The organism is Helicobacter anseris (assembly GCF_003364335.1).
In the GTDB taxonomy this organism is placed as follows: Bacteria; Campylobacterota; Campylobacteria; order Campylobacterales; family Helicobacteraceae; genus Helicobacter_H; species Helicobacter_H anseris.
Genome location: NZ_NXLX01000001.1, coordinates 99634 through 123533 on the forward strand (window position 1 = coordinate 99634; position 23900 = coordinate 123533).

Sequence of the window (23900 nt, forward strand, 5' to 3'; positions counted from 1 at the left end):
GTTGCTTTATGTATTATGCTTATGAAGATTTTTTAAAAGACTTGAAATTATTAAAAAAACAAGTAGAAGATAAGATTGGCGTGCCTGATGCTCTTGTTTGTATTGCTAGGGGTGGAATGACGATGAGTCATATGTTAGGACTTGCTTGGAATATTCGAGCAGTTTATAGTTTGAATGCAATTTCTTATAGCGATACAAAAGTTCAAAGTTCTCTTATTTTAGAAAATATGCCTTGTATTAAACAAGAACATAAAAATATTTTAATTCTTGATGAGATTGTAGATAGTGGAGAGAGTTTGAGTGTAGTTTTACAAAAGTTAAAGGATAATTTTAGTCATGCAAGATTCTCTTCTGCTGTAATTTTTCAAAAAAATAATGCAAAAATTAAAGCAGATTTTTTTATACGAGAGCCGGAAGAATGGGTAGATTTTTTCTGGGAAATTGATATGCTTGAGAAATCTAATGGCAAATAAAACTTTACACCTTATTTCTTTAGGATGCACCAAAAATCTCGTAGATTCTGAGGTAATGTTAGGAAAACTAGCAAGCTATGAAATTATTCAAGATTATACGCAAGCTGATGTAATTATTATCAATACTTGTGGATTTATCCAATCTGCAAAAGAAGAAAGTATTGCTACGATTTTGCAAGTGGCACAAAGTAGAAAAGAAGGTGCATTGATTGTGGCAAGTGGTTGCCTTACACAACGCTATCAAGATGAGCTTAAGGAATTGATACCTGAAATAGATATCATCACAGGTGTGGGGGATTATGACAAAATAGATAAGATGATAGAACAAAGAAAAGGAATATTATCACAAAGCGTCTTTCTTGCCAATGAAACCAAACAGCGTGTAATCACAGGTTCTAATATTCATGCATATATTAAAATTTCTGAAGGATGCAATCAAGCCTGTAGTTTTTGCTCAATCCCTAGTTTTAAGGGAAAATTACAAAGCAGAAGTATAGAATCTATACTTGAAGAGATAAAAGATTTGTGCAAGAGGGGATATAAGGATTTCACATTTATTGCTCAAGATTCTAGTTCATTTTTAAGGGATAGAGGGCAGAGTGATGGGCTGATAGAATTGATTAGGGCTGTGGATATGCAAGGTTTGGCAAGAAGTGCAAGAATCTTATATCTCTATCCATCAACAACAACCCTAGAGCTTATTGAAACAATCAAAAACTCTAAAATTTTTCAAAATTACTTTGATATGCCTATTCAGCACATTTCACAATCTATGCTAAAGAGAATGAAAAGAGGCGTTGATAAGCAAAAGCATATTGAGTTGCTTCAAGCAATGAGAGGGATACAAGATGCTTTTGTGCGAAGCACTATTATCATAGGCCACCCACAAGAAAGTCAAGAAGAATTTTTAGAACTTTGTGATTTTGTGCAAGATTTTGTCTTTGATAGAATCAATATTTTTGCTTTTTCTTCCGAAGAGGGGACATTGGCAGATACCATGGATGGTAAAATACCAACAAAGCTTATCAACCAAAGAATCAATCAAATTAACAAAATTATCAAAAAACAGCAAAAGCAATTACTGCAAGATATGGTCGGTAAAAAATATTCTGTTATCTTAGAGGGAAAAAGTGAAATTAGTGAATTTTTTTATAATGCAAGACTAATTTCTTGGGCTCCAGAAGTAGATGGCTCAATTTTGGTTAATGATAGTATGCTCGATGATTTGGTTTTAGCTAGTGGGTATTATGAGGTAGAGATTACTGAAGTAAAAGATGGATTGATTTTTGCAAAAGTCCTTAAAAAACTTGATTGACTTAGAATATCTTAGGGGCAAAAAAAATTTATTAGCTTTTTCTGCGGGAGTAGATTCCACAGCTCTTTGCTTTATGCTTTTGCAAGCAAATATTGATTTTGATTTTGCGATGGTAGATTATCAAGTGCGCGCGCAATCAAAAGATGAGGTAGAGTATGCAAAATGCCTTGCTAAAAAATATGACAAGAAGCTTTTTTTGCATCAAGCAAAAAAAATTGATAATGACTTTGAGAATCAAGCAAGAATAGTGCGCTATGACTTTTTTAAAAGTATCATTGAAAAATATGGATATGAAAACCTTATTTTAGCCCATCATCTCAATGATAGATTGGAGTGGTTTTTGATGCAATTTATCAAAGGAAGCGGCTTAAATACGATACTTGGATTTGAAAAGATAGAAGAGAGAGATACTTATAAGATTGTGCGTCCATTGTTTGAGATTTCAAGAGATGAAATTTTTGATTTTGTAAAAAACTATCAATATTTTGAAGACTTAAGCAATCAAGAGATGCACTTTTTGCGAAACAAAATTAGAAAAAATTATGCAAATTCTTTGATAAAAGAAAATAAAGAAGGCATTGTGCGTAGCTTTCAATATCTTTTTGAAGAAAAAAAAGCACTTTATTTGCAGCAAGAGGTTTTGCAAATCAAGCATATTGCTTATTTTAAAAGACGGGATATTTTAAATGATCTTTATATGGTTGATAGGATTTTAAAAACTTTAGGTTATGTATGGAGCAAGGAGCAAAGGCAAGAGGTAAAAAAGCAAGATTTTAGTATTCAATTAGCCTCAAAGTTTATTATTGATTCTAATGAGCAATATATTTTTGTAGCACCCATAAAATATACAAACATTGTAATGTCAAAAGAATTTAAAAATCAGGCAAGAAAACTTCTCTTACCTCAAAAGATTCGAAAAGAGTTTTTTGGTTTGATACAAGATTGTCAAATTGACTTAGAAAAATTTACTTTTTGTTAAAAAAAGTATGATTTTGAAAATTTTCTACCCCAAGTCTTGTGAAATAAGACTATAATTCCAGTTTGTAAAGTTATAAACAAAGGAGAATTGGTTATGCAAGAAGAAAAAATGTCTGTGGAGTATGATTATTCCATAGCTAAGCTATTTTTGTATTCAATGATGGCATTTGGTTTTATTGGAATGCTAATTGGTGTTGTCTTGGCACTTCAGCTTGCTTTTCCTAGCTTAAATTACATTGCAGGAGAGTATAGTATTTTTGGAAGATTAAGACCATTGCATACAAATGGAATTATCTATGGCTTCACACTAAGTGGAATCTGGGCTGCGTGGTATTATTTAGGACAGCGTGTTTTAAAAATTACCTACCATCAACATCCGTTTTTAAAGTTTATAGGTTTGATGCATTTTTGGACTTATATTGTATTGTTGCTTTTGGCTGTTGTAAGTCTTTTTGCAGGTTTGACACAATCAAAAGAATATGCAGAATTGATTTGGCCATTGGATTTATTGGTGGTGGTTGTTTGGGTATTGTGGGGAGTTAGTCTTTTTGGTAGTATGGGAGTAAGAAGAGAGCAAACAATTTACATTTCTCTTTGGTATTTTATTGCTACATTTACTGCTATTGCTGTTTTATATATTTTTAACAACTTAGCAATCCCAACTTATCTTGTTGCTGGTGTTGGAAGCGTTTGGCATTCTATTTCAATGTATGCAGGAAGCAATGATGCAATGGTGCAATGGTGGTGGGGACACAATGCAGTTGCTTTTGTATTTACTTCAGGTATTATTGGAATGATTTATTACTTTTTACCAAAAGAATCTGGTCAGCCAATCTTTTCTTATAAACTTACACTTTTTTCATTTTGGAGCTTGATGTTTGTTTATATTTGGGCGGGTGGTCATCACCTTATTTACTCTACGGTTCCAGATTGGATTCAAACACTTTCTTCAGTTTTCTCAGTAATTTTGATTTTGCCTTCTTGGGGAACAGCTATCAATATGCTTTTAACAATGAGAGGACAATGGCATCAACTTAAAGAATCTCCACTCATTAAATTCTTAGTGCTTGCTTCTACATTCTATATGCTTGCAACTCTTGAAGGACCAATTCAATCAATCAAATCAGTAAATGCCTTAGCACACTTCACAGATTGGATTGTTGGACATGTGCATGATGGAGTTTTGGGTTGGGTAGGATTTAGCATCATTGCAGCTACTTATCATATGCTTCCAAGAATCTTCAAAAGAGAAATTTATTCTAAAAAAATCATTGAGATTCAATTTTGGATTATGACAATTGGTATTGTGCTTTATTTCTCTAGTATGTGGATTGCAGGTATTACACAAGGTATGATGTGGAGAGATGTGGATCAATATGGAAATCTTGCATATCAATTTATTGATACGGTTACAAAATTACATCCATATTATGTGATTAGAAGTGTTGGTGGTATCCTCTATCTTGTAGGCTTTGTAATGTTTATTTACAATGTTTTAATGAGTATGAGTGCATCAAAAAAATTAGAGCGTGAGCCAAATTACGCTACACCAATGGCTGCTTAAGGAGGAAATGATGTTTAGTTGGTTAGAAAAAAATCCATTCTTTTTCACAGTAGCTTTCTTGGCAGTTTTTTCAATTGCTGGGATTGTTGAGGTTTTGCCAGACTTTGCAAAGTCTGCAAGACCTATTGAAGGATTAAAACCTTATTCTATTTTAGAAACTGCCGGAAGACAGGTATATATCAAAGAGGGTTGTTATAATTGCCATTCTCAGCTTATTAGACCATTTCCTTCTGAGGTAGATAGATATGGCGCTTATAGCTTAAGTGGTGAGTATGCTTATGATAGACCATTTTTGTGGGGTTCAAAAAGAACAGGACCTGATTTACATAGAATTGGCGATAGTAGAAGTACAGATTGGCATGACAATCATATGTGGGAGCCAGAGAGTGTAGTTCCAGATTCTATTATGCCTGCATATAAACATCTTTATAAAAAAGATAGTGATTTTGAAACTGCTTATGCAGAAGCACTTACTCAAAAGAAAATTTTTGGAGTTCCTTATGATGTTGAAGGTGGCGTAGCACTTGGTGATATCAATGAGGCAAAAGAGCTTTTTATGAAAGAAGCAGAGAGTATTGTGGCTGATATGAAAAATCAAGAGATTAAAGAAGCTTTCAAAAGAGGTGAGGTTAAAGAAATTGTAGCCTTGATTGCTTATTTAAATCACCTTGGTCAAAAAAGAATAGCAAAATAAGATTCTTGGAGTTTTAAAATGGTTGAATTAGAATTTGTGCAAGGCATTGCTTATTTTGTTATCACGATTTTGCTTGTAGTGTTTCTTTATAGTTATATATTTAGTATGTATAAGCGTCAAAGAAGTGGTGAGCAGGATTATGAGCGTTATGCTAATCTTGCACTAAAAGATAATTTAACAGATGAACCAATAGAAAAAAGAATGAAATAAGGGAGTGAATAGATGGGCTGGTTGAGTGATAATATCAATGTAATGTCTTTAATTGCAGCGATTGTAATTTTATTTTTAACAATTTTTGTTACATCTCTTTATATTAAAAAAATGCGTGATAGTAAAGCAGATGGAGAATTGACAGATCATAAATGGGATGGTATTGCAGAATTTACAAATAACCTTCCTATAGGTTGGGTAGTGAGTTTTATTGTATTGATTATTTGGGGTTTTTGGTATATATTTTTTGGTTATCCACTCAATGCATATTCTCAACTTGGAGAATACAACAAAGATATGAAAGAATACAATCAAAAATTTGAAGAAAAATGGAAAAATCTCTCACAAGAAGATATGATCAAAATGGGTCAAGGAATCTTCTTGGTGAAATGTTCTCAATGTCATGGAGTGAATGCAGAGGGTATAGATGGCAAGGCGCAAAATCTTACAAGATGGGGTAAATATCAAGGCATAGAAGATACAATCCATCATGGTAGTGCAGGGTTGGAATATATGGCTGGTGAAATGCCTCCAGTTGAAATGAGTGCGCAAGATGCAAAAATTGTATCTCAATATGTAATGTCTCAAATTTCTAATAATCATACAAAGTTTGATGGATTGGATATTAAAAAAGGTAAGGCACTTTGGGAGAGTGGCACTTGTTCTTCTTGTCATGGAGATGATGGTAAGGGTGCTGGTGGATTGGCAGCTGATCTCACGAAATATGGAACAGCTGAATTTTTAAAAGAAGTTTTAACAAAAGGGAAAAAAGGACATATTGGAAAAATGCCTTCTTTTGATTATGCAAACTTTAATGATGTGCAAATTGATGCATTAAATGCTTTTATCAATTCTTTGCAACCACTTGATGAGTAAGGAGAAACAATGAATAAATTATTTGGACTTAATGGATTATTTGGCTTTCTTATTGCTGTGGTTTTAGTCGTAGGTCTTGCAATTAGCTTGGGTTATGTGAGTGTTCTTGTGCAACAAAAAGAATCAACAAATCATTATAGTATTGATAGAAGTGCAGTTGAGATGAAGGACACTAAAAATACTCAATACTATAAACTTATTAAGGAGTAAAAATGAAATTTACAGCTTTAGAGAAGATTTTAGCTTTTTTTATCGTTTTGACAATTGTTGCTTCTTTGGTGATTTTGTTTATCCCTAATATGTTCTTACATATGGTGTAATTTTTTTGATAACACTATTTAAAAGGCTGGCAATATTACTTTGTTGCCTTCCTTTTTTTGTATTTGCTAATGTTTTTGTAATAGGTGATAAAGCATTGCTTAATCCAAAAACATTAGAGCTTATTGATACAATTGGCACAGAATTTTTCCAAAAAACAAAAATTTCTGTTTATGTGGCATTGAAAGAACAAAGCCACACAAAAGAGCAAAGACAAAGCTATCTCAATGAGATTCAAAAAGATTTGCATTCTCCTTATGTTTTGATTTATTTTTTCAAAGAAGATAAAAAGATAGATTTTTTATTAAGCAAAGATATGAAGAATCTGGTAGATGTAGATACTATCTATAAAGATTATATGGTTCCGCTTTTGCCAATAAAAAGGACAGATAGTCTTGATCAGAGTAGAATCTCAGCCATTATTCTTAATGGATATTCACATCTTATCAATGCCATAGCAGACAAGAAAGATGTAAAAATCTTAAGTAATATTGTAGATAGAAGCGGGGAATTGCTAGCTCAAACTGCAAGATTTACAATGCAAATTATGCTTTTTGTTATGATTTGTTTTGTTGTGTGGTTTTATATCATAAGGAGAAAAAAATGAAAAAAACTTTTTGGCCTTTTGGTATTTTATTGGTGATTGTTTTTGGAGTCTTGCTTTTGGTGGCTTTGGTGTATATATCTTTAATACAGCCAAATCCTAATGACAATGCCTATATGCAAAAATACCGCGATGTAGAAAAAAATATCGATGTGCTTTTATCAGATAGTAAGGTATTTTTAGAGAATTATAGTGTGTATTTAAGTGCCAATCAAAAATATACACTACAAGATGAGTTAATCCCCCCATATCTCATCAAGGCAAAAAAAATAGAAAAAACACAGCAAAATATTTTCTTGCAAACTCCTAGCAAGCTTTATCTCTTTTTGGTATCAAAAACAAAAAATCAAGAAATAAAAATCTTAAATTATCAAGTCTTTGCTACAAGATATTATGACAACGATTATAAAAACAAATTTGATTTGCTAGCAGAAGATGCAAATCTCAAGTCATTTGATTTTGCACCTCAAAAGCAAGGGAGATGGAAAATCACCCTAGAAATTACTTTCTTGTATCATCAAAAAGAATCAAAAGTTTATTTACAAAGAGATTTTGTTGTCAAGAACTAAAGCATTTATCGCTTTAGAACTCATCTTGGCGTTGTTGGTGATAATGTTTGCACTGCATTTGTTTTTTGATTTTTCTAAGCAATATCACACTTTATCCATAAACTCTAAGAATCTAAAAGATATTTCCAAAGCTCAGCTTGCCCTTATCCAAAAGCAAGAGATTTCACAAACAAAACTAGAACTTAAGACAAAAAAACTTCTATGCAATGCAATACTTTTGCAAAACGCAAAAAATAGTGATTTTATTTTTCAAAGTTATGAGATTTTAGAATGCAAATGAGAGCCTTTGCATTGCTTGAGTTTGTTTTTGGCATCGTGGTTTTAGGGCTTGTTAGCATTACTTGTGCAAAAATGCTTTTGCATTTAAAACAAAAAGAGCTTTTTGCACAAAATACAAGCATTCAGACTATAAGTCTTCAAAACACACTTTTGCAAATCAGCCATTTTTTAGAAAATGCAAAAACTATCAGCATAAAAGACAATGCTCTTTATTTTACTGATGATACTTCAAATCACTCAATCACACTAAAGAATCAAACGCTATTTTTAGATGACATAATGCTTTTAGATTCTCTAAAAAGTTTTGAAATCACTCCTATAAAAGATGACTTGCTTATCACTCTTTGTGCAAAATCTTTATGTTTGCAAAAAGTCTTTTTAAGATATGGGGATTAAATGCGAGCTTATGCGATGATATATGCATTATTTTTGCTTTTGGCAATTTTATTTGCAAGTCAGATAAGCCTGCGATATTTTGGAACTACCCTAGATTCTAGTAGCAATTTTTATGGGAGTTTGCAAAATGAGTTTTTTGCTAAAAGCACTTATGAAATAGCAAAAGCTTGTCTTAAAAAATACAATTTTGATTATTGCAAAGAAGATGCAATTACTTTTGGTGATTTTCAATCAAGTTATACAATCTTTGATGAAAAAGATTTTTATCGTATAGAGATTGTGCTTTTGCATACAAACCCTAGAAATTTGCATATAATAAGAAATTTTACAAATAAGAGAATAAAGAAATAGAATGCAAGATTTATTAGAGATATTAGAGGGCTTAAAGCAAGAAAACATAAGTGATATTTATGTCCATAGTAACCAAAGGCTTATTATAAAAAGCCAAGATAAACTCTTTGAGGCACAGGAAATAAGCCAAGAGACTATAAAACATTTTATTAATACGCATTTTTCAAAAATCCAAGAGCAAAAAATCTATGAAGGTATAGAGCAAGATATCAGTATCAAAACCCAAAAATATTTTTATAGAATCCACGCTTTTTTGTCTCAAAATCTCCCAGCACTTATTTTTAGAGTATTACCTCAAAGGATTTGGGAAATACTATCTTATCAAGAGTTTTTTGCTATCAAGGAGCTTTTGGATAAAAAAGGCTTATTGCTTATTGCAGGGGCTACTGGTAGTGGAAAGACTAGCAGTGCAAATGCTTTGCTTGATTTTATCAATACGCATTTTTCAAAGCATATCATTTGCATTGAAGATCCTATAGAGTTTTTTCATCAAAATAAGCAAAGTATTTTTACTTATCGTGAAGTAGGTAGAGACACTCAAAATTTTCATAGTGGCATCTTGAGTGCAATGCGACAAGATCCTGATGTGATTTTTGTAGGAGAGTTGCGAGATAAAGAAGCGATTTTATCTGCACTTTTAGCAGCACAAACAGGGCATTTACTCATCGCTACAATCCACGCAAAAGATGGCACCAATGCCTTAATGCGACTTTTAAACGCAGATAAAGAAAAACTAGATGATATTGCAGAATCACTTCTTGCTATCATCACACAGCAAAAATTGAATTATCAAGATTTTATTTTTGAGATTTTGTTGGCAAATAGTGCGATAAAAAATCTCATCAAAGAGCAAAAATTTCACCAAATCCAAAATCAGATTTTTCTCTCACAAGCTGAGGGTATGGTAAGCTTTCAAAAGAGTTTAGAGCTTGCAAAGCAAAGGAAAGAAAATGCCAAATAGTCTTATTTATATCAGCGTCATTTCTTTTATTATTGCTTTTTTGTGTATTTTTGGTGCAAATAGGCTTGGAATAGGGGTAGATTCTATTTATAGCACCTCCCCTCAAAAAATGCACCAAAAAAACACTTCAAGACTTGGAGGGCTTGGTATATTTCTAGCTTTTTGCATAGGGTATTTTTTCTTTTTTAATGAGCAGAGTGTCTTTTTTGTAGTGGTAGGGCTTTTTATTGTTTTTATCAGTGGATTTTTGGAAGATTTATATGGAATGATGAAACCCACAAGGCGTCTTGTTATCCAACTGCTTGGTGTGATGATGATGTTTTGGGGAAATCTTGGAGTGATACAAGATTTGCAACCTTTGGTTTTTTTGCCTCTTTATCTTGGAATCCTCTTTAGTGCTTTTGGGATTGTGGGGGTGTGTAATGCGCTAAATATCATTGATGGATTAAATGGTCTAGCAAGTGGTATTGCTTTGCTAGTTTTAGGAAGTATTGCTTATATAAGCAAAGATATGGGAGGATTTGTCTATATCTTTAGCCTTTTGGCTTTTATGGGAGTTTTGGGATTTTTTATTTTGAATTTTCCTTTTGGTAAGATTTTTTTGGGTGATGGAGGAGCATATTTTTTAGGGGCATTGATTGGATTTTTGCTTGGAGTGCTAAGCAATGAGGGGATAAGTGCTTGGTTTGGGCTTAGTGTGATGATTTATCCTGTGTGGGAAGTGCTTTATTCTATTTTTAGACGCAAGGTAAAGGGAAAAAAAGCAATGCAACCAGATGGCTTGCACCTACACTCACTACTTTTTAAACTTACAAAAAATAATCCTCTTAGCACCTTTATCATTTTGCTAGCTTATGGAATCTATCTTTTTTGTGTGCTAAATTTTGCAAAAAATGCAAATGATTTTATCATCGCTTCTCTTTGTTTTATGGTTTTTTATCTTTGTGTTTATGCGTTGTTAAAAAACCTTTTAAAGGCTAAATACAAGGATTTTTAGAGAGTTTTTATCTTATATAATTTTCTAATGGAAATTTAACTTCTTGCTGTATGTAAAAAAGGATTTGAGATAGAATTAAAAAGAGAATTTAGAGCATCTTCTTCTTTTGAAGTACCCGCTATTCATAGCAGTAAGATCTCTAAATTGCCTTGAATTATATATAAAATTTCAAAAAGATTTAGAAATTCTACTTCTTAGACTAGGTTACAATCTTCATAAGGCTTGTCAGATTCTAGATTTTCATTCTTGTGTTAATTTGAAATTTAAATATATCTAGAAATCAAATATTTAATTATTTTTGCTTGATTTTGAAAAAGTCGTTTTGATAGAATCTTGATTTAAAAAATCAATTTTTATCTTAAGGTTATTTATGGATAGACAGTTTCCTTTGCCGAGAGCAATGCTTGATAAATCGAAGTTTTATAACAATACAGAACCAAAAACACTAAAAAATAAATTTGAAACAATCTTAAGGAATCAGGCAATTGTAAATCTTGATTTTTTGGTAGGTTATTTTCGTATCAGTGGTTTTTTGCATTTATATACTCTTCTTGAAAAACGCTTTTTTAGTTTTAAAAGGATTAGAATCCTTGTAGGGCTAAATGTTGATAGTTTGATTGCAGAGCTTAATCAAGAAAATATCGATATTCAAAGTGTTGATAAGAGTAGATTTCTAAAAGTATTTGAAGACTTTCAGATACAAAACATACAAGAAGATACTTATGTGACCCAACAGCAAGTAGAAGATTCTGTGGATACCCTTATTCAAGCTATTGGTGAAGGTAAGATACAAATGCGTATTGTAAGGGATAAAAATGTCCATGCAAAATTTTATATCTTTAGTCAAGAACCTGTTCTTGATAGCACTAATAACGATCAATCTTGTATTTATACAGGATCGCTAATAGTAGGAAGCTCCAATCTATCGGAAAATGGTTTGATAAAACAATATGAATTCAATGCAGAACTTAATCAATCCGAAGATATAGAAACCGCGCTTTATGAATTCAATCAATTATGGGAACAAAGTGTAGAGATAACCAAAAAAGATATAGAAAATATCAAAAAAAATTCTTGCCTTGAATTATTAACACCAAAAGATATTTATTATAAATTTCTGATTGAATATTTTGGTAAAGATAGAATTCAAATTGATAGAAGTGTAGAATCTTTATTTCCTTCAGGATATAAGGCTTTTGAATATCAGGTAGATGCAGTGACAGATGGAATCAATAAATTAGAAAAATACAACGGCTTCTTTCTCTCTGATGTTGTGGGATTGGGAAAAACGCTGATTGCTACAATCATTGCTCAAAAAATAAAGCTTCAAGGCTATGTGCTTATTATATGTCCCCCAAGTCTTAAGAGGGGTTGGGAAGAGCATTTTAAAGCCGTAAGGGTTGCTAAACATTTTGAGATTTTTACTCCAGATACATTAGAAAAAATCATCAATCCAGAAGATTTTGAACTTATTATTGTTGATGAATCTCATCGTTTTAAATCTTCATCAACAAAACGCTACAAATCACTTAAGAATATTTGCCATAACAACAAAAGATTTACAAAAAAGATAATGCTTCTCTCAGCCACTCCTCAAAATAATTCTCCAGAGGATATAGAAAATCAAATCAATCTTTTTCAGTTTCCATCAAACATTTCTTTTGGCACACAAAATCTAAAAGACTTTTTTAGGGAAATCAAGAAAGAATATAAAGATATCAAAGAGCGATTAAAAGAATTGTCCAAAGACTATAAAAAAAACTTAGCATTCATTCAAGAACAAAAACAAAGACTAAAAGCATTGTCTGAAAAAATGCGAGAAGGTGTTTTGAAATATATCATGATAAGAAGAACACGCAAAGATATAGAAAAATCTTTTAATCAAGATTCAAAAAATAAAATCATTTTTCCTAAACTCAATAATCCTCAAACATTGCAATATGTTTTATCTAAGGAAGTAGAGATACTCACAAAAGCAACCCTAGATTTAATAACGCAAGAAGAAAATTCCACTAAAAAATACGGATATTATCGCTATTTGATTTATCCAAATCTTACACCACAAGGTAAAGAAATGTATCTATCACAGACTGATAGCAAAAAAGATGGAAATTTTTATGAGCAAACAGCAGACAGGCTAAAGGGCTTGATGAAATCTTTGATGTTCAAACGCTTTGAATCAAGTATGCAAGCTTTTAAAGAAACACTAGGAAATCAGATCAAAACTCTAGAGATTTTTATAGATAAGATTCAAAAAGATAAGCAAGTGCCAATTCCAAAGGATAATTTTAGTAATCTCGAGGCATATTATGAGGCATTGGATTGTGATGATGAAGAAGGCTATAATAAGTTTTTAGAGCAATATGAACATAAACTTATATTTTTAGAAATAGAACATTTTGCTAAAGACTATCTTTCAAACTTAAAATCTGATTTAGAAATATTAAAAGACTTAAAACAGAAGTGGGAAGCCATCACTGAGGATTCAAAATTAAAATGTCTAATAGAAAAGATAGAACAGGAGTTTGTAATACCTCTTGATTTTGATTCTAAAAAAATTTTGATTTTTACAGAGGCAACCACAACAGCAAAATATCTAAAAGAAAAACTAGATTTGATTTTTAAGGGCAAGGTCTTGCAAGTAGATTCTTCAAATCGTGATGATTATCAAGAGAAAATTAGAGAAAATTTTGATGCAAACTATGAAGATCAAAAAGATGAATATCAAATACTCATTTCTACTGATACTTTAGCAGAGGGTGTTAATATGCATCGCTCCAATATTCTAATCAACTATGATGCCCCTTGGAATGCCACAAGATTGATGCAAAGATCAGGGAGGATTAATCGCGTAGGCACAAAGCATAAAGAAATTTATATTTACAACTTTTTGCCAAGCTACTTAGGTGATAGGATTTTAAAACTTAGCGAACAGATATTTCAAAAACTCCAAAGTTTTCACTATACACTAGGCGAAGATTCTATGATTTTTAGTGATCTTGAAGATGTTAATACTGATGGTTTTGGAGCAAAAAAGACAGAAGATGATGAAATCAATGAAGAATTGCAATATCTTTCAGAGATTAGAAAGCTCTTGGAGCAAAATCCCAAAGAGTTTGAGCGTATCGCATTGCTAAAACAAAAAAGCAGATGTATTGTCTATGCACCACAAAATAGCTATATCTATTTTAAGCAAAAAATCTATGAAAAATCCCATAGACAACTAGTGATTGATAATGATCATTTTTATCATATCAAAGAAAAAAGAGAGGGGCTAATCACCCAAAGAGAACCAGAAAAAATTACTTTTTTACAAATGGCAAAGTTTTTGAAATCTCAAATCAAAAATACTAATATTTGCACGAATACTAAAAAGCACAATCAAGACATAGAACTCTTTTTAAAATTCCACAAAGAGGAGATGCAAAAAATCATAAATCCTCCGATTTTTAGCGAATCAAAAAAACTTACTTCAGATGAGCAAGAAGCAATTTTTGCCATAAGAAGCTCTACTTTATCTAGTGAGCAAAAAGAGTTTTTGCAATGTGTGATAAAAGAATCTAAATGTGATAGAGAAGATATAAAAAGCATTTTAGATTCTAAAGACTTGAGTGCAATTATAGAAAAATATCAAAATAGGCACGATGAGCAAAAGCTAAAGCAAGCAAATCAAACTAAGATGTTTTTAGCAGATCTAGAAATTCAAATCAGCTATAAAGGGATAGAAAATGAATAAAGCTTTATTAGATTTTGTCCAAAATCCATTTGATAATGGAGTGCATTTTAAAAAATTTGTAGAGGAGATTTTTTGCAAAGACAAAGAAAAATTAAATCAAATAAAACCTATATCACTAGATAATTCAAATCATATTTTAAGCTACGCATCAATAGCAAAAAAAATTTCTATCGATGATAAAGAATTGCATTTTTATATCTTTGAAGTATCTTCTATCAAAGCCAAGATTGGGCTACACACAGAGCTAAAAGAATTTGCTAAAAATATTTATGCAAACGCAATTTTAGCTTGCTTTTATGAAAAAGAAAATCAAGACAATTTCAGACTAAGCCTACTTACACTAGATTTTAAAAATCGAAAATTAGAGCATAGTAATCTCAAACGCCAAAGCTTTATCTTAGGCAAAGGAGCAAAAACAAGGACGGCTTTATCTTATCTTCCAAAGTTGAAGAATGCAAAAAGTATAGAAGATTTACAAGAAGCATTTGCAATAGAAACTCTCAATAAAGAGTTTTTTACCAAAATCTCTCAATTTTTTCTTAAGTTTATTGAAAACACTAGTTTGCCGACTTTGCAAAAAGATAGCCCAGAGAAGCGATCTTTTGTATTGAGGCTTTTTTCTAGAATCCTATTTTGCAAGTTTTTAGAAAAAAAAGAAGTTATCCCATTAAAGGTTTGGGATATAAGCTTATCAGCAAGCTATTATCACGATGTATTAGAATCTCTATTTTTTAAAGTCTTAAATACACCAAAAAACCAAAGAGATTATGGAGAAATTGATTTAGAAATCAAAAATATTTTGGAAGATATTCCTTATCTTAATGGAGGGCTTTTTGCTCCACATGATGATGATTTTTTTGCACTAGCATATCGCAATACTCTCAAAATCCCAAACGATATTTTAAGAGAGTTTCTTGAAATGATAGATGAGTTTCATTTTACCATTGATGAATCTACCCCTTTGGATCAAGAAGTGGGGCTTGACCCAGAAATGCTAGGAATGGTATTTGAAAATCTTCTCTCTGTTCTTTTTACCGATAATAAAGTCGATAATATTAGTAGTCTTAGAAAAAAAACAGGGAGTTATTACACACCTAGAGAGATTGTAAGCTATATGGTAAAAAGCTCAATTTTAGAACATCTAAAAGACAAGACAAATCTAGATGAAACAAAGCTTAAAACTCTTGTTTTTGATTACTCTCATAATTTTAGACATGGAGAAATTCTAAAAATCATGTCTTCTCTCCAAGATTTTAAAGTCCTAGATCCAGCTTGTGGAAGCGGAGCTTTTCCTATAGGAATGCTTCAGGAGATTTGCTCTATCTTAGAGGCTCTTGACCCTCAAGCAAAAGCCTTTTTTACTCTCCAATCACAAGAATTTAAAGAGCAAAATAAAGATAAAAGTCCTACCTATATCAGAAAGCTTTCAATCCTCCAAAATAATATTTATGGTGTAGATATCCAGCCAATGGCAACAGAAATTTCGAGATTGCGTTGTTTTCTCTCGCTTATTTGCGATGAGGATAAAAATCATATTACCCCACTTCCTAATCTTGAGTTTAAATTTATCACAGCAAATTCTCTCATCCCCATGCCAAAAAATGATAATCTTCTTATTCATGATGCCTACACCACTATTAAAAAAGTAATGACGCAGTATTTTGCAAGCCAAGATAAAGAAGCATTGCAAAAAAAGTATAGAGAGGCTCAAAAAATTATCGCTAAAGAATATGAGTTTTCTCCATTAGCAGAATATGACCCTTTTAATCCTCAAAGTGTAGCAGGATTTTTTGATAGTGAGCTAATGTTTGAAGTTAAAGAATTTGATTGTGTTATTGGAAATCCACCCTATCGAGATTATAGAAAAATAGACAAAAAAACAAAAGAAAAACTCAATAGAGTATCATGTGTCTATCAACAAGGGAAAAAGGGTAGTATTTTTGTCTATTTTATTGAAAGATCAAAACAATTTGTAAAGGAAGACGGTTTAGTTATCTTTATAAACCCAATATCTTACATTTGCAAACCAACAGATTTCCCAATACGAAATTTTATCAATAATCACCTTCAAGTCAAAATGATTGTAGATATTTCAAACCTAAAAATTTTCAAAGAAGCCGACACATATGCTTGTATCAATCTTTTCAAGAAAAGCGACTTTATTGAATTTTTTGAAATACAAGATATAAAAAACTTGTGGGATTTTTCTGCAATCAAGCTTCAAAAAATCAATATTGAAAATTTACCCTTCTCTTTGTATCCCTTGTTAAAAAAAATTCAAAATAACACAACAATTGGGTTGGCTAAAATTGCCAATATTTTTTGTGCTTTATCAAAGACTTTTAGGCAAGATATTTGCACAAATAAAGATAAAAATACCTACCAGATCTTAGAGTCTTCTAATATCTTTAAATACAAATTTTCATCAAATATTTATATTCAAAATATCAGCAATTATTACACAAAAGATAAGATAAAGCTTTTCTTGTCCAATCAGTTAGTTTTTATGGCAAGAATGACTAAAAATATTCGAGCTTGTATTGCACCCCAAGGTTTTTTTGGAGGTAAGGTAAATATTATATACAACACAAAAGTCAATCAAAAATTTCTACTTGGACTCCTAAATTCTAGAGTTATGGACTACTTTTATTCTAAAAGATTTTTTTCAACACATATGTCAGGAGGTGCTTTTGGTTTTGATACAGAAAGTGTAGGACAACTACCCATCCCCAAAATCACAGAATCCAATCAAGCCACAGCAGACAAAATCATTGCTTTGGTAGAGAAGATTCTAGCCCTAAAAGATTCTAACCCCAAAGCCGACACTTCAGCCCAAGAGAGAGAAATCGACAATCTTGTCTATACCCTCTACTCCCTCACTCCTGAAGAAATCGCAATCATTGAGGGAAGGGATGAGTAATATCAAATACAAAAAATTTGCAGATATCAATCTAAGAGATTCTTTTTTTGATAGCCTGAGAGAGGATTATCCTGAATTTGACACTTGGTATCAAAAAAAAGCCAAAGCAGAAGAATCGGCCTATGTACTTTATGAAGAAAACAAACTTGTATGCTTTGTCTATCTAAAAATTGAAAACTCTCTTGACACAAATATAATCCCCCCTCTATATCCCACAAGATGGGTAAAAATCGGAACGTTCAAGATCGAGGCTAGACGCACAAAGCTTGGGCAAAGGTTCATCAAACGTGCCTTTGATTTTGCAATATCTCACAACATCTTTGATTTATATGTTACAGCCTACGATAAACACATCGTTCTTATTGATATCTTAAAACGCTATGGTTTTGTAGAATATGGCAAAAAGGGTAATGAAAAAGTTTTAACTAAACATATTATTTCAAACAATGATTTGCTTACATTTTCAGAGGTTTGTGGGAAACTAGAGCAATGCCCTTTATTATCCAAGAAATTTAACAACCTCCCAATCTCTCAAAAAAATGTCATTAGCAGATATCGTCAAGATTTAAATTTTCAACTCTGTTGTTCAAAATGTGATCACTTTTTTCATTTTTATAAATCCCTTGAACTTCCTGATGATTTATCTTTTATCTTTCCTACAGTATCAACACGAGAGACAAAAAAGTATATTTTAAGCATATATCCCGAATATCATACACGAATGTTTTCAGATTCTAAACTTCACACAGAATCCGATTCAATTCTGTGTGATATCTCAGAATCAAATAGTATCCACAAAGTTTATCTCTCGGCAATTTCGGATACACAATTTCTTAAAAGAGGGGATTTACTTGTCATATATCGCACTAAGGATAAGGATGCTCCCTCAGCAAATTATTCAAGTGTTGCTACATCACTCTGTGTTGTAGAAGAATATAGAAGCATTTACTCCTTTGAGGATGAGGAGAATTTTATAAAATATTGTAGTCCATATAATATTTTCTCAACTAAAGAACTAAAACATTATTATGAGACAAAAAGATATCCCCATATTATCAAAATGACTTATAATATCTCCTTTAATAAGAGAGTTGTTTTAGATAAACTAAGAAAGATTATCCCAAATGTTTCATATTGGGGTTTTGTGGCTCTAGATATTCAACAGTTCTATCAAATCATACAGGAGGCAGAAATCAATGACAGCATTGTTGTCTATTAAACCTGAGTTTGCTGAGGCAATCTTTAGTGGAAAGAAAAAATTTGAATATCGAAAAAATATTTTCAAAAAAAATGTAAAAAAAATACGAGTCTATGCGACAAAACCTGTAGGAAAGATTATTGGTGAATTTCTTATAGACGAAATTCTTGAGGATACGCCAAACAATCTTTGGAAAAGTACCTATAGAAATAGTGGTGTAAAAAAAGAATTTTATATGCAGTATTTTCAAGGAAAAAAAATTGGATACGCAATCAAGATAAAAGAATACACACGCTATGCTGAACCACAATGCCCCTATCAAAAAAATCCAAGGTTTGTGGCACCGCAGTCATTTATGTATTGTCATGAGTAGTTTTTTAAGAGAATCAATAGCAATCAAATCAACCGACGAAGTTGCTTTAGAGATTCATATCAATATCTTTTTATCTCAAAAGGAGCATAAGAAAATATCATTTGAGATGGGGATTTGGGTAAAGAAAATTGATAAAAAAACATCTCAACAAACTCTCCAAATTATTTTCCCATACACACAAAAAGAAAATAACAACGACAAAAGTGAGGCACCAAAAATTGAGGATTTAAGCCACCTATTTAAGGATAAAAATAAAAATTTTACTAAACTAATATTTAATGAGGAACTAAAAGATATCAATGGAACTCTTGAGCTCAATAACAAGTTGATTTCTTTTCAAGAAATTACAAATGTAGATTTCCCCTCAATTAAAATCCAAGAAATAGAAGAAGGCAATTATTATCGCTTTAGAATTATTGATATTGAAATGGACGACTTGATTATAGAGCAACAATGCTCTAGTTTCATCGGAGATCCAATCAAACGAAGTATCAAAACTATTGGTTTCCATATAAATAATGAAAGAAATTTGAGGAACCTACAAAATAATGACAATAAGAATAGAGTTGAGAATGTTTTATTCGAATGCGTCAACACTTTTGTGGTTTGTAATATGGGGGTAGATATTCTTGACAGTATGCAAGAAAAAAGATCTTTTAGAGTTCTTGAAGATTACGAAGTATGGGGAGCATATCTTGATGGATGTGTAAATAAGAATGAAATTTCAAAAGCTGTTGTCTATCAATTTAAGAAAGAGGGGAAACTGAGTGACAAAGATAATCAAAACAAAAACGAGAGAGAAAAATTCAAGGATTTCAAGCTCTTTCTTAGATTTTTGGAAACAGAAAATAATAAATGGGGAGCTTTTCTTACAGGCTCAACAATCATAACTCTAGCTTTCATTACAAACACTCTTTTTTATTATGTGACTGAAGAAAATATAACGAGTAGTATAATAGTAGCATCTATCTTGCTTGTGGTTATAGTGATATTTTTTTATTCAAAATGGGAGAAGTGAAATGTATCTAGACCAAATGACTAATCATCAAACGATAATAGATATTAAACCTAGTTTTAGCGAATTGGCAATATACCACTATCTCTCTGAAGCGAAAAAATTCTATCCAAATTTTGATTTATGGTATTTTACAAATGTTCTCCCCTCACTTTTACGCAAAGAAAAGCAAATCCTAACGATAAAAGATGAGAAAAATCTCAAGGGTGTTGCTATTGTCAAAAATACACCAGAAGAAAAAAAAATTTGCACTCTCCGTGTAATAGAAAAATATCAAAATCGTGGAATTGGAATTAAGCTTTTTGAAAAGAGTTTTGAAGCTCTGCAAACCCGAACTCCTCTTTTGAGTGTTTCCGAAGAAAAATATCCAGACTTTAAGAAAATTTTTGACTACTATGGTTTTAAACTTACAAGCATTAAAAAAGACTATTACCGAATTGGAATACAAGAGTATTTCTTTAATGAATAGTTCTTGCGATACTTCTCCTCAAAAAAACAGTACGCAAAAACTCTATCATTCCTAGTTGATTCAAAACTATATTCTACTAGACATGGTTGGTGTAGTTTTTGTGTTACAATATGACAAAAATCTAAGGATATGAGATGCAAGAAAATGTTTTGCACATCAAACATCAGTTTAATGGGCTTGATTTTTTGGGTTCAAGAGGCTCTGGTGAAGTGCTTAGAGATTTGATATTGCAAGATATTGAGATGGAGAGAAGGGTAGTTTTAGATTTTGAGGGGATTATCGGTATTTCTCATGCCTTTGCTGATGAGGTGTTTGGGCTTCTTTTTGTCAAGATAGGATTAGAAAAAATTAAGCAATTTTTGAAAATAACAAATGCAGTTCAAATTATAAAAGATTTGGCAAACTTTGCCATCTTAGATCGCAAAAAATCCCAAAGTGTTCAATCTTTTTAATAAATCTCTAAAAAGTGGTATCACAAAAACTCACGATCTGCTTAAGTTTTTTATGGCTAAAGATTCCAAAGGAAAATTTTCAAAATGTTTTAAATTTTCCCAGAGGATACAGGTAGATGATATTGCATCACATTTATCAAATTTTATTGCAGAAAGTCTTAAAGATGAGATTTCTTTAAAGGAAACAAAAGAGTTTGTTTATTATGTTTCAACTGAAATTTTAAATAATGTTTGTGATCATTCTAATGCCTCTGGGTTAGCTCAAGCAAAATTTGATAAAGATGATTTTATGATTTGCGTATCTGATTGTGGTGTTGGGATACCAAGTCGGATTTTTTCAAGATTTCCAGAGATTAAAAAATCCAAAGATGCGATTCTGAAGTCTTTGGAGCGTGGGGTAAGCGTAAGTGAAAATAGAATCTATGGAGGGGAAAGAAATAGAGGTTATGGCTTTTTTATCACATCAGGTTTCTTGAAATATTTTGAAGATATGGAGCTTTTGATTGTTTCTGATGATGGTGTGATTTTTGCAAATCATCAAGAAACAAGAGCTTTATCTTTGGATACTTGTTTCAAGGGTGTGTTTGTTTGTATTAAATCTAGCTTTATGGGGATTGATAAACAAAATTATGAAGTCAGCTCAATTGTTCGCGATATTATTGGATTTGAAGATGAAGATAGTTTGATTTTTTGAGGCTTTCAAAAACTTTTTATACTCTATCAAAGAAAATGTATTATAAAACTTTCTTAAATATTTAAATAGTTTTTTAGAAAGATTTTTGGTTGATTTTGGAATTTTAAATATCTATATTTATTTTAAGGAGAGAAGTAATGAATGAAAAAACAGTAAAACATGTTACTAATTTGATTTTATCTGCAGATAGTGCAATGGAAGCTAAAGAACAAAAAGTATGTTTTGAATTGCTTAAGCAATTTGATGATTTTAAAAAACAAAATCAAGAATTTTTTAGGTCTGAATTTCCTATGGAACTTCAAAATAAAGAAGAATTTGAGCAAAAAGAGAAAAAACTTGCATCTTTTGTGTTTGAAAATTTTCTTGCAAAAAATTTAAATATCAATTTTGAGGATAAAAATATTGGAAATTTTAAATATCAAAATGGGGGTTTTGAAATTTTTGGGTTTAGGGGATTGATTATTTATGAGATACCCAATGATTTTAATTTTTATTTTAAGAATTGTGAATTTCAAGGTATTCCTGTAAGAGGTGCAATGGAAGATGATAAAGATAAAGATTGGAGTAATGATGCTATAAGTTTTGGAAGTGATTTAAAAAATGTTAGTTTTTATCAATGTAAATTTTTACAATTAGTGATTTTTAATCAATCAGAGATTTATGCTTCTTTTGATCAATGTCATTTTTTAGAAGGTATTTTATGCAAATCATCTACTAACATTTGTTTTAAGAAAGCACTTTTTAATCGATGTAGATTTTATAAAACAGCAGATTTTTCAAAAGTGAAATTTGATTGCAATTGTGATTTTTCATCCATTGTTGTTTGTGATGCAAATTTTTCAAATACTATTTTCTCAAACAAGGCTTTATTTAGTAGTGCAAAATTTATTGGTGTAAATTTTTTTAGCAGCACCTTTGAAGAAGATGCAGTTTTTAATAACACAAAATTTAGGTGTACTGCAATTTTTAATAAATCAAAATTTAAAAAGAATGCATTTTTTTCTAAAAGTAATTTTTATAAAATAGCAGATTTTACAAGAGCTTCATTTGGCACATCAGAAGAAAACTTCGAAATAGATTTTAAAGATTGTCAGTTTAAAGATAAGAGTATTTTTTCTAATGCAAGATTTTATAATAGTGTTTATTTTAATAACACTACTTTTGAAAAAGAAGTGGATTTTCACGAAAGTGAATTTAATAAAATCATATGTTTTTATGGGGTTGTTTTTCAAAAACCTTTTAATTTTTCTCATGCAGCATTTAGAGAAGGTGTAAATTTAGTAAATATAAAAATAGATTTTACTTTCTATAACTTGCAAGATTTTATTGAGGAAAAAATAGAGGAGAAAATACCTAAATATAAGAGTAATTTATCTTGGATTAAAAAACTTTTTTCTTTTGGTAGAAGAGATGCTAAAAAATATATAAATGATAGAGAGAGAAGTTTTGAGAGAGAAAAAATCGCAAATGATTATAGAGATTCTTTTAGAGTTTTAAAAAATACTTTGATTAAAGACAATAATATTCTTGATGCATCATTGTTTCATAAGCTTGAGCTTTATTGCAAAGAAATTGCACTAGTAGGTGCGATGGATAGAGGAAAAAAGGCAAAAGTCTATAATGATGTATATAAAAATTTAGAAAAAGTAAAAGATATTTTTGATAGATTACAATTAGCTTTTTATAGGCATTTGAGTGATCACCATACAAGCTTACTAAGGGTAGTTAATAATTTTTTTATTATTTTGATGACTTATTTTTTGATTATAGGATTTTTATTTGGTGAATTTGTTGGTAAAGATGATGAAGGTATAGCTTTGAGTGCAATAAAAAATTTTATAGTATCAGGAAATTGTATCAAATATTTTATAGCAATAATTTTGATCTTATTTAGTATATTTTTATTTTATTTCATCGTCCATGGATTTATAACTATAGTGCAGTATTTTTCTCCAAATAGAGTTAAAGATACAGTAAAGAAAATAAAGGAATCTATTTTAAAAATTTTAAAAGTAGCTTTTGAAGAATTGCGCAAGACTATAAAGTTGTTACAATTCGTCATTATTATGCTTATTTTGTTTATTGTTATTTGTTGTGGTGAAGATTTTTTTGGTATTAAAGCTAATGCACTTGATATTATTTTATTTTTGATATTGGCAAGCATTCCTGTATTTTTAATTTTGCTAGATGGTATTTTTATTAGAATATTATTAATACTTGCAACATACATAACCTTTCTATGCATATTTTTGCAAAATATTCCACTGTATTTTGAAAAAATGAATGTTTTTAAATTAGATTTTTATTGCGTTGAAGAACCATTATCTTATATTGTTGTTTTAGCTCATATGCTTTTGCAAGCCATAGTGATTTTTTCTCTCCAAAAAACAGCACGCAAAAACTCCATCATTCCTAGCTAATCTAAAATATTTAGATTAAAAAAAGTGATTGATAAAAT

24 protein-coding genes are annotated in these 23900 nt (G+C 30.8%); all 24 read left to right on the forward strand.

Annotated elements, in window-relative coordinates; all coding sequences use genetic code 11:
- Positions 1–8 precede the first annotated feature (8 nt).
- The 24 genes from CQA57_RS00505 (at position 9) to CQA57_RS00620 (ending at position 23862) form a co-directional block, all read left to right on the forward strand.
- Complete coding sequence (locus tag CQA57_RS00505) at positions 9–473, forward strand: phosphoribosyltransferase (RefSeq protein WP_115578272.1); 465 nt, start codon at positions 9–11, stop codon at positions 471–473.
- Positions 463–1788 carry a 30S ribosomal protein S12 methylthiotransferase RimO gene (rimO, locus tag CQA57_RS00510; protein WP_115578273.1) on the forward strand — a complete coding sequence of 442 codons (1326 nt, stop codon included), beginning with the start codon at positions 463–465 and terminating at the stop codon, positions 1786–1788. Before CQA57_RS00505 ends, rimO begins: the two co-directional genes overlap by 11 nt.
- The gene (gene tilS / locus CQA57_RS00515; RefSeq protein WP_115578274.1) at positions 1760–2767 is read left to right on the forward strand and encodes a tRNA lysidine(34) synthetase TilS; all 1008 of its coding nucleotides are present in this window, start codon (positions 1760–1762) and stop codon (positions 2765–2767) included. Before rimO ends, tilS begins: the two co-directional genes overlap by 29 nt.
- 108 nt (positions 2768–2875) lie before the next feature.
- The gene (gene ccoN, locus CQA57_RS00520; RefSeq protein ID WP_170126793.1) at positions 2876–4330 is read left to right on the forward strand and encodes a cytochrome-c oxidase, cbb3-type subunit I; all 1455 of its coding nucleotides are present in this window, start codon (positions 2876–2878) and stop codon (positions 4328–4330) included.
- Positions 4331–4340: 10 nt separating this feature from the next.
- Complete coding sequence (gene ccoO / locus CQA57_RS00525) at positions 4341–5024, forward strand: cytochrome-c oxidase, cbb3-type subunit II (RefSeq protein WP_115578276.1); 684 nt, start codon at positions 4341–4343, stop codon at positions 5022–5024.
- An 18-nt stretch (positions 5025–5042) separates the two neighbouring features.
- Positions 5043–5234 (forward strand): cytochrome c oxidase, cbb3-type, CcoQ subunit, encoded by a 192-nt coding sequence (locus CQA57_RS00530; RefSeq protein ID WP_115578277.1) that lies wholly within the window; start codon positions 5043–5045, stop codon positions 5232–5234.
- A gap of 12 nt (positions 5235–5246) precedes the next feature.
- A complete protein-coding gene (ccoP, locus tag CQA57_RS00535; protein WP_115578278.1) occupies positions 5247–6110 on the forward strand; it encodes a cytochrome-c oxidase, cbb3-type subunit III in 864 nt (287 codons plus the stop codon).
- A 9-nt stretch (positions 6111–6119) separates the two neighbouring features.
- Positions 6120–6320 (forward strand): DUF4006 family protein, encoded by a 201-nt coding sequence (locus tag CQA57_RS00540; RefSeq protein ID WP_115578279.1) that lies wholly within the window; start codon positions 6120–6122, stop codon positions 6318–6320.
- A gap of 115 nt (positions 6321–6435) precedes the next feature.
- On the forward strand, positions 6436–7035 hold the full coding sequence (locus CQA57_RS00545; protein ID WP_115578280.1) for a hypothetical protein: 600 nt from the start codon (positions 6436–6438) through the stop codon (positions 7033–7035).
- Positions 7032–7601, forward strand: coding sequence for a hypothetical protein (locus CQA57_RS00550; RefSeq protein WP_115578281.1), 570 nt, complete (start codon positions 7032–7034; stop codon positions 7599–7601). The genes CQA57_RS00545 and CQA57_RS00550 overlap by 4 nt, the downstream gene beginning before the upstream one ends.
- The gene (locus tag CQA57_RS00555; protein WP_115578282.1) at positions 7588–7881 is read left to right on the forward strand and encodes a hypothetical protein; all 294 of its coding nucleotides are present in this window, start codon (positions 7588–7590) and stop codon (positions 7879–7881) included. The genes CQA57_RS00550 and CQA57_RS00555 overlap by 14 nt, the downstream gene beginning before the upstream one ends.
- A complete protein-coding gene (locus CQA57_RS00560; protein WP_147288332.1) occupies positions 7878–8276 on the forward strand; it encodes a hypothetical protein in 399 nt (132 codons plus the stop codon). The genes CQA57_RS00555 and CQA57_RS00560 overlap by 4 nt, the downstream gene beginning before the upstream one ends.
- On the forward strand, positions 8277–8627 hold the full coding sequence (locus CQA57_RS00565; RefSeq protein ID WP_115578284.1) for a hypothetical protein: 351 nt from the start codon (positions 8277–8279) through the stop codon (positions 8625–8627). It abuts the gene before it with no gap.
- A gap of 1 nt (position 8628) precedes the next feature.
- Positions 8629–9588 carry a type IV pilus twitching motility protein PilT gene (locus CQA57_RS00570; RefSeq protein ID WP_115578285.1) on the forward strand — a complete coding sequence of 320 codons (960 nt, stop codon included), beginning with the start codon at positions 8629–8631 and terminating at the stop codon, positions 9586–9588.
- Entirely contained in the window at positions 9578–10585 is a 1008-nt protein-coding gene (locus tag CQA57_RS00575; protein ID WP_115578286.1) for a glycosyltransferase family 4 protein, read from the forward strand. The genes CQA57_RS00570 and CQA57_RS00575 overlap by 11 nt, the downstream gene beginning before the upstream one ends.
- A 370-nt stretch (positions 10586–10955) precedes the next feature.
- A complete protein-coding gene (locus tag CQA57_RS00580; RefSeq protein ID WP_115578287.1) occupies positions 10956–14321 on the forward strand; it encodes a helicase-related protein in 3366 nt (1121 codons plus the stop codon).
- Positions 14314–17241 (forward strand): Eco57I restriction-modification methylase domain-containing protein, encoded by a 2928-nt coding sequence (locus CQA57_RS00585; RefSeq protein ID WP_115578288.1) that lies wholly within the window; start codon positions 14314–14316, stop codon positions 17239–17241. The genes CQA57_RS00580 and CQA57_RS00585 overlap by 8 nt, the downstream gene beginning before the upstream one ends.
- A complete protein-coding gene (locus tag CQA57_RS00590) occupies positions 17234–18460 on the forward strand; it encodes a GNAT family N-acetyltransferase (protein WP_115578289.1) in 1227 nt (408 codons plus the stop codon). Before CQA57_RS00585 ends, CQA57_RS00590 begins: the two co-directional genes overlap by 8 nt.
- Positions 18438–18812 carry an ASCH domain-containing protein gene (locus CQA57_RS00595; protein ID WP_115578290.1) on the forward strand — a complete coding sequence of 125 codons (375 nt, stop codon included), beginning with the start codon at positions 18438–18440 and terminating at the stop codon, positions 18810–18812. Before CQA57_RS00590 ends, CQA57_RS00595 begins: the two co-directional genes overlap by 23 nt.
- Positions 18805–19830, forward strand: a complete 1026-nt coding sequence (locus CQA57_RS00600; protein WP_115578291.1) for a hypothetical protein — start codon at positions 18805–18807, stop codon at positions 19828–19830. The genes CQA57_RS00595 and CQA57_RS00600 overlap by 8 nt, the downstream gene beginning before the upstream one ends.
- 1 nt (position 19831) lies before the next feature.
- Positions 19832–20296 (forward strand): GNAT family N-acetyltransferase, encoded by a 465-nt coding sequence (locus tag CQA57_RS00605; protein ID WP_115578292.1) that lies wholly within the window; start codon positions 19832–19834, stop codon positions 20294–20296.
- A 134-nt stretch (positions 20297–20430) separates the two neighbouring features.
- Positions 20431–20748, forward strand: coding sequence for an STAS-like domain-containing protein (locus CQA57_RS00610; RefSeq protein WP_115578293.1), 318 nt, complete (start codon positions 20431–20433; stop codon positions 20746–20748).
- A gap of 52 nt (positions 20749–20800) precedes the next feature.
- Entirely contained in the window at positions 20801–21442 is a 642-nt protein-coding gene (locus tag CQA57_RS00615) for a hypothetical protein (RefSeq protein ID WP_147288333.1), read from the forward strand.
- Positions 21443–21579: 137 nt separating this feature from the next.
- Complete coding sequence (locus CQA57_RS00620; protein WP_115578295.1) at positions 21580–23862, forward strand: pentapeptide repeat-containing protein; 2283 nt, start codon at positions 21580–21582, stop codon at positions 23860–23862.
- Positions 23863–23900 lie beyond the last annotated feature (38 nt).

Bases quoted from the DNA above. Each gene is read 5' to 3' on its own strand.
- CQA57_RS00620 (WP_115578295.1), top strand. From the start codon at position 21,580: ATGAATGAAAAAACAGTAAAACATGTTACTAATTTGATTTTATCTGCA.
- CQA57_RS00580 (WP_115578287.1), top strand. From the start codon at position 10,956: ATGGATAGACAGTTTCCTTTGCCGAGAGCAATGCTTGATAAATCGAAG.
- ccoN (WP_170126793.1), top strand. From the start codon at position 2,876: ATGTCTGTGGAGTATGATTATTCCATAGCTAAGCTATTTTTGTATTCA.
- CQA57_RS00565 (WP_115578284.1), top strand. From the start codon at position 8,277: ATGCGAGCTTATGCGATGATATATGCATTATTTTTGCTTTTGGCAATT.
- CQA57_RS00595 (WP_115578290.1), top strand. From the start codon at position 18,438: ATGACAGCATTGTTGTCTATTAAACCTGAGTTTGCTGAGGCAATCTTT.
- CQA57_RS00610 (WP_115578293.1), top strand. From the start codon at position 20,431: ATGCAAGAAAATGTTTTGCACATCAAACATCAGTTTAATGGGCTTGAT.
- CQA57_RS00540 (WP_115578279.1), top strand. From the start codon at position 6,120: ATGAATAAATTATTTGGACTTAATGGATTATTTGGCTTTCTTATTGCT.
- CQA57_RS00615 (WP_147288333.1), top strand. From the start codon at position 20,801: ATGGCTAAAGATTCCAAAGGAAAATTTTCAAAATGTTTTAAATTTTCC.
- CQA57_RS00570 (WP_115578285.1), top strand. From the start codon at position 8,629: ATGCAAGATTTATTAGAGATATTAGAGGGCTTAAAGCAAGAAAACATA.
- CQA57_RS00605 (WP_115578292.1), top strand. From the start codon at position 19,832: ATGTATCTAGACCAAATGACTAATCATCAAACGATAATAGATATTAAA.
- CQA57_RS00550 (WP_115578281.1), top strand. From the start codon at position 7,032: ATGAAAAAAACTTTTTGGCCTTTTGGTATTTTATTGGTGATTGTTTTT.
- CQA57_RS00575 (WP_115578286.1), top strand. From the start codon at position 9,578: ATGCCAAATAGTCTTATTTATATCAGCGTCATTTCTTTTATTATTGCT.
- CQA57_RS00530 (WP_115578277.1), top strand. From the start codon at position 5,043: ATGGTTGAATTAGAATTTGTGCAAGGCATTGCTTATTTTGTTATCACG.
- CQA57_RS00585 (WP_115578288.1), top strand. From the start codon at position 14,314: ATGAATAAAGCTTTATTAGATTTTGTCCAAAATCCATTTGATAATGGA.
- rimO (WP_115578273.1), top strand. From the start codon at position 463: ATGGCAAATAAAACTTTACACCTTATTTCTTTAGGATGCACCAAAAAT.
- CQA57_RS00590 (WP_115578289.1), top strand. From the start codon at position 17,234: ATGAGTAATATCAAATACAAAAAATTTGCAGATATCAATCTAAGAGAT.
- CQA57_RS00560 (WP_147288332.1), top strand. From the start codon at position 7,878: ATGAGAGCCTTTGCATTGCTTGAGTTTGTTTTTGGCATCGTGGTTTTA.
- ccoO (WP_115578276.1), top strand. From the start codon at position 4,341: ATGTTTAGTTGGTTAGAAAAAAATCCATTCTTTTTCACAGTAGCTTTC.
- ccoP (WP_115578278.1), top strand. From the start codon at position 5,247: ATGGGCTGGTTGAGTGATAATATCAATGTAATGTCTTTAATTGCAGCG.
- CQA57_RS00505 (WP_115578272.1), top strand. From the start codon at position 9: ATGTATTATGCTTATGAAGATTTTTTAAAAGACTTGAAATTATTAAAA.
- CQA57_RS00600 (WP_115578291.1), top strand. From the start codon at position 18,805: ATGAGTAGTTTTTTAAGAGAATCAATAGCAATCAAATCAACCGACGAA.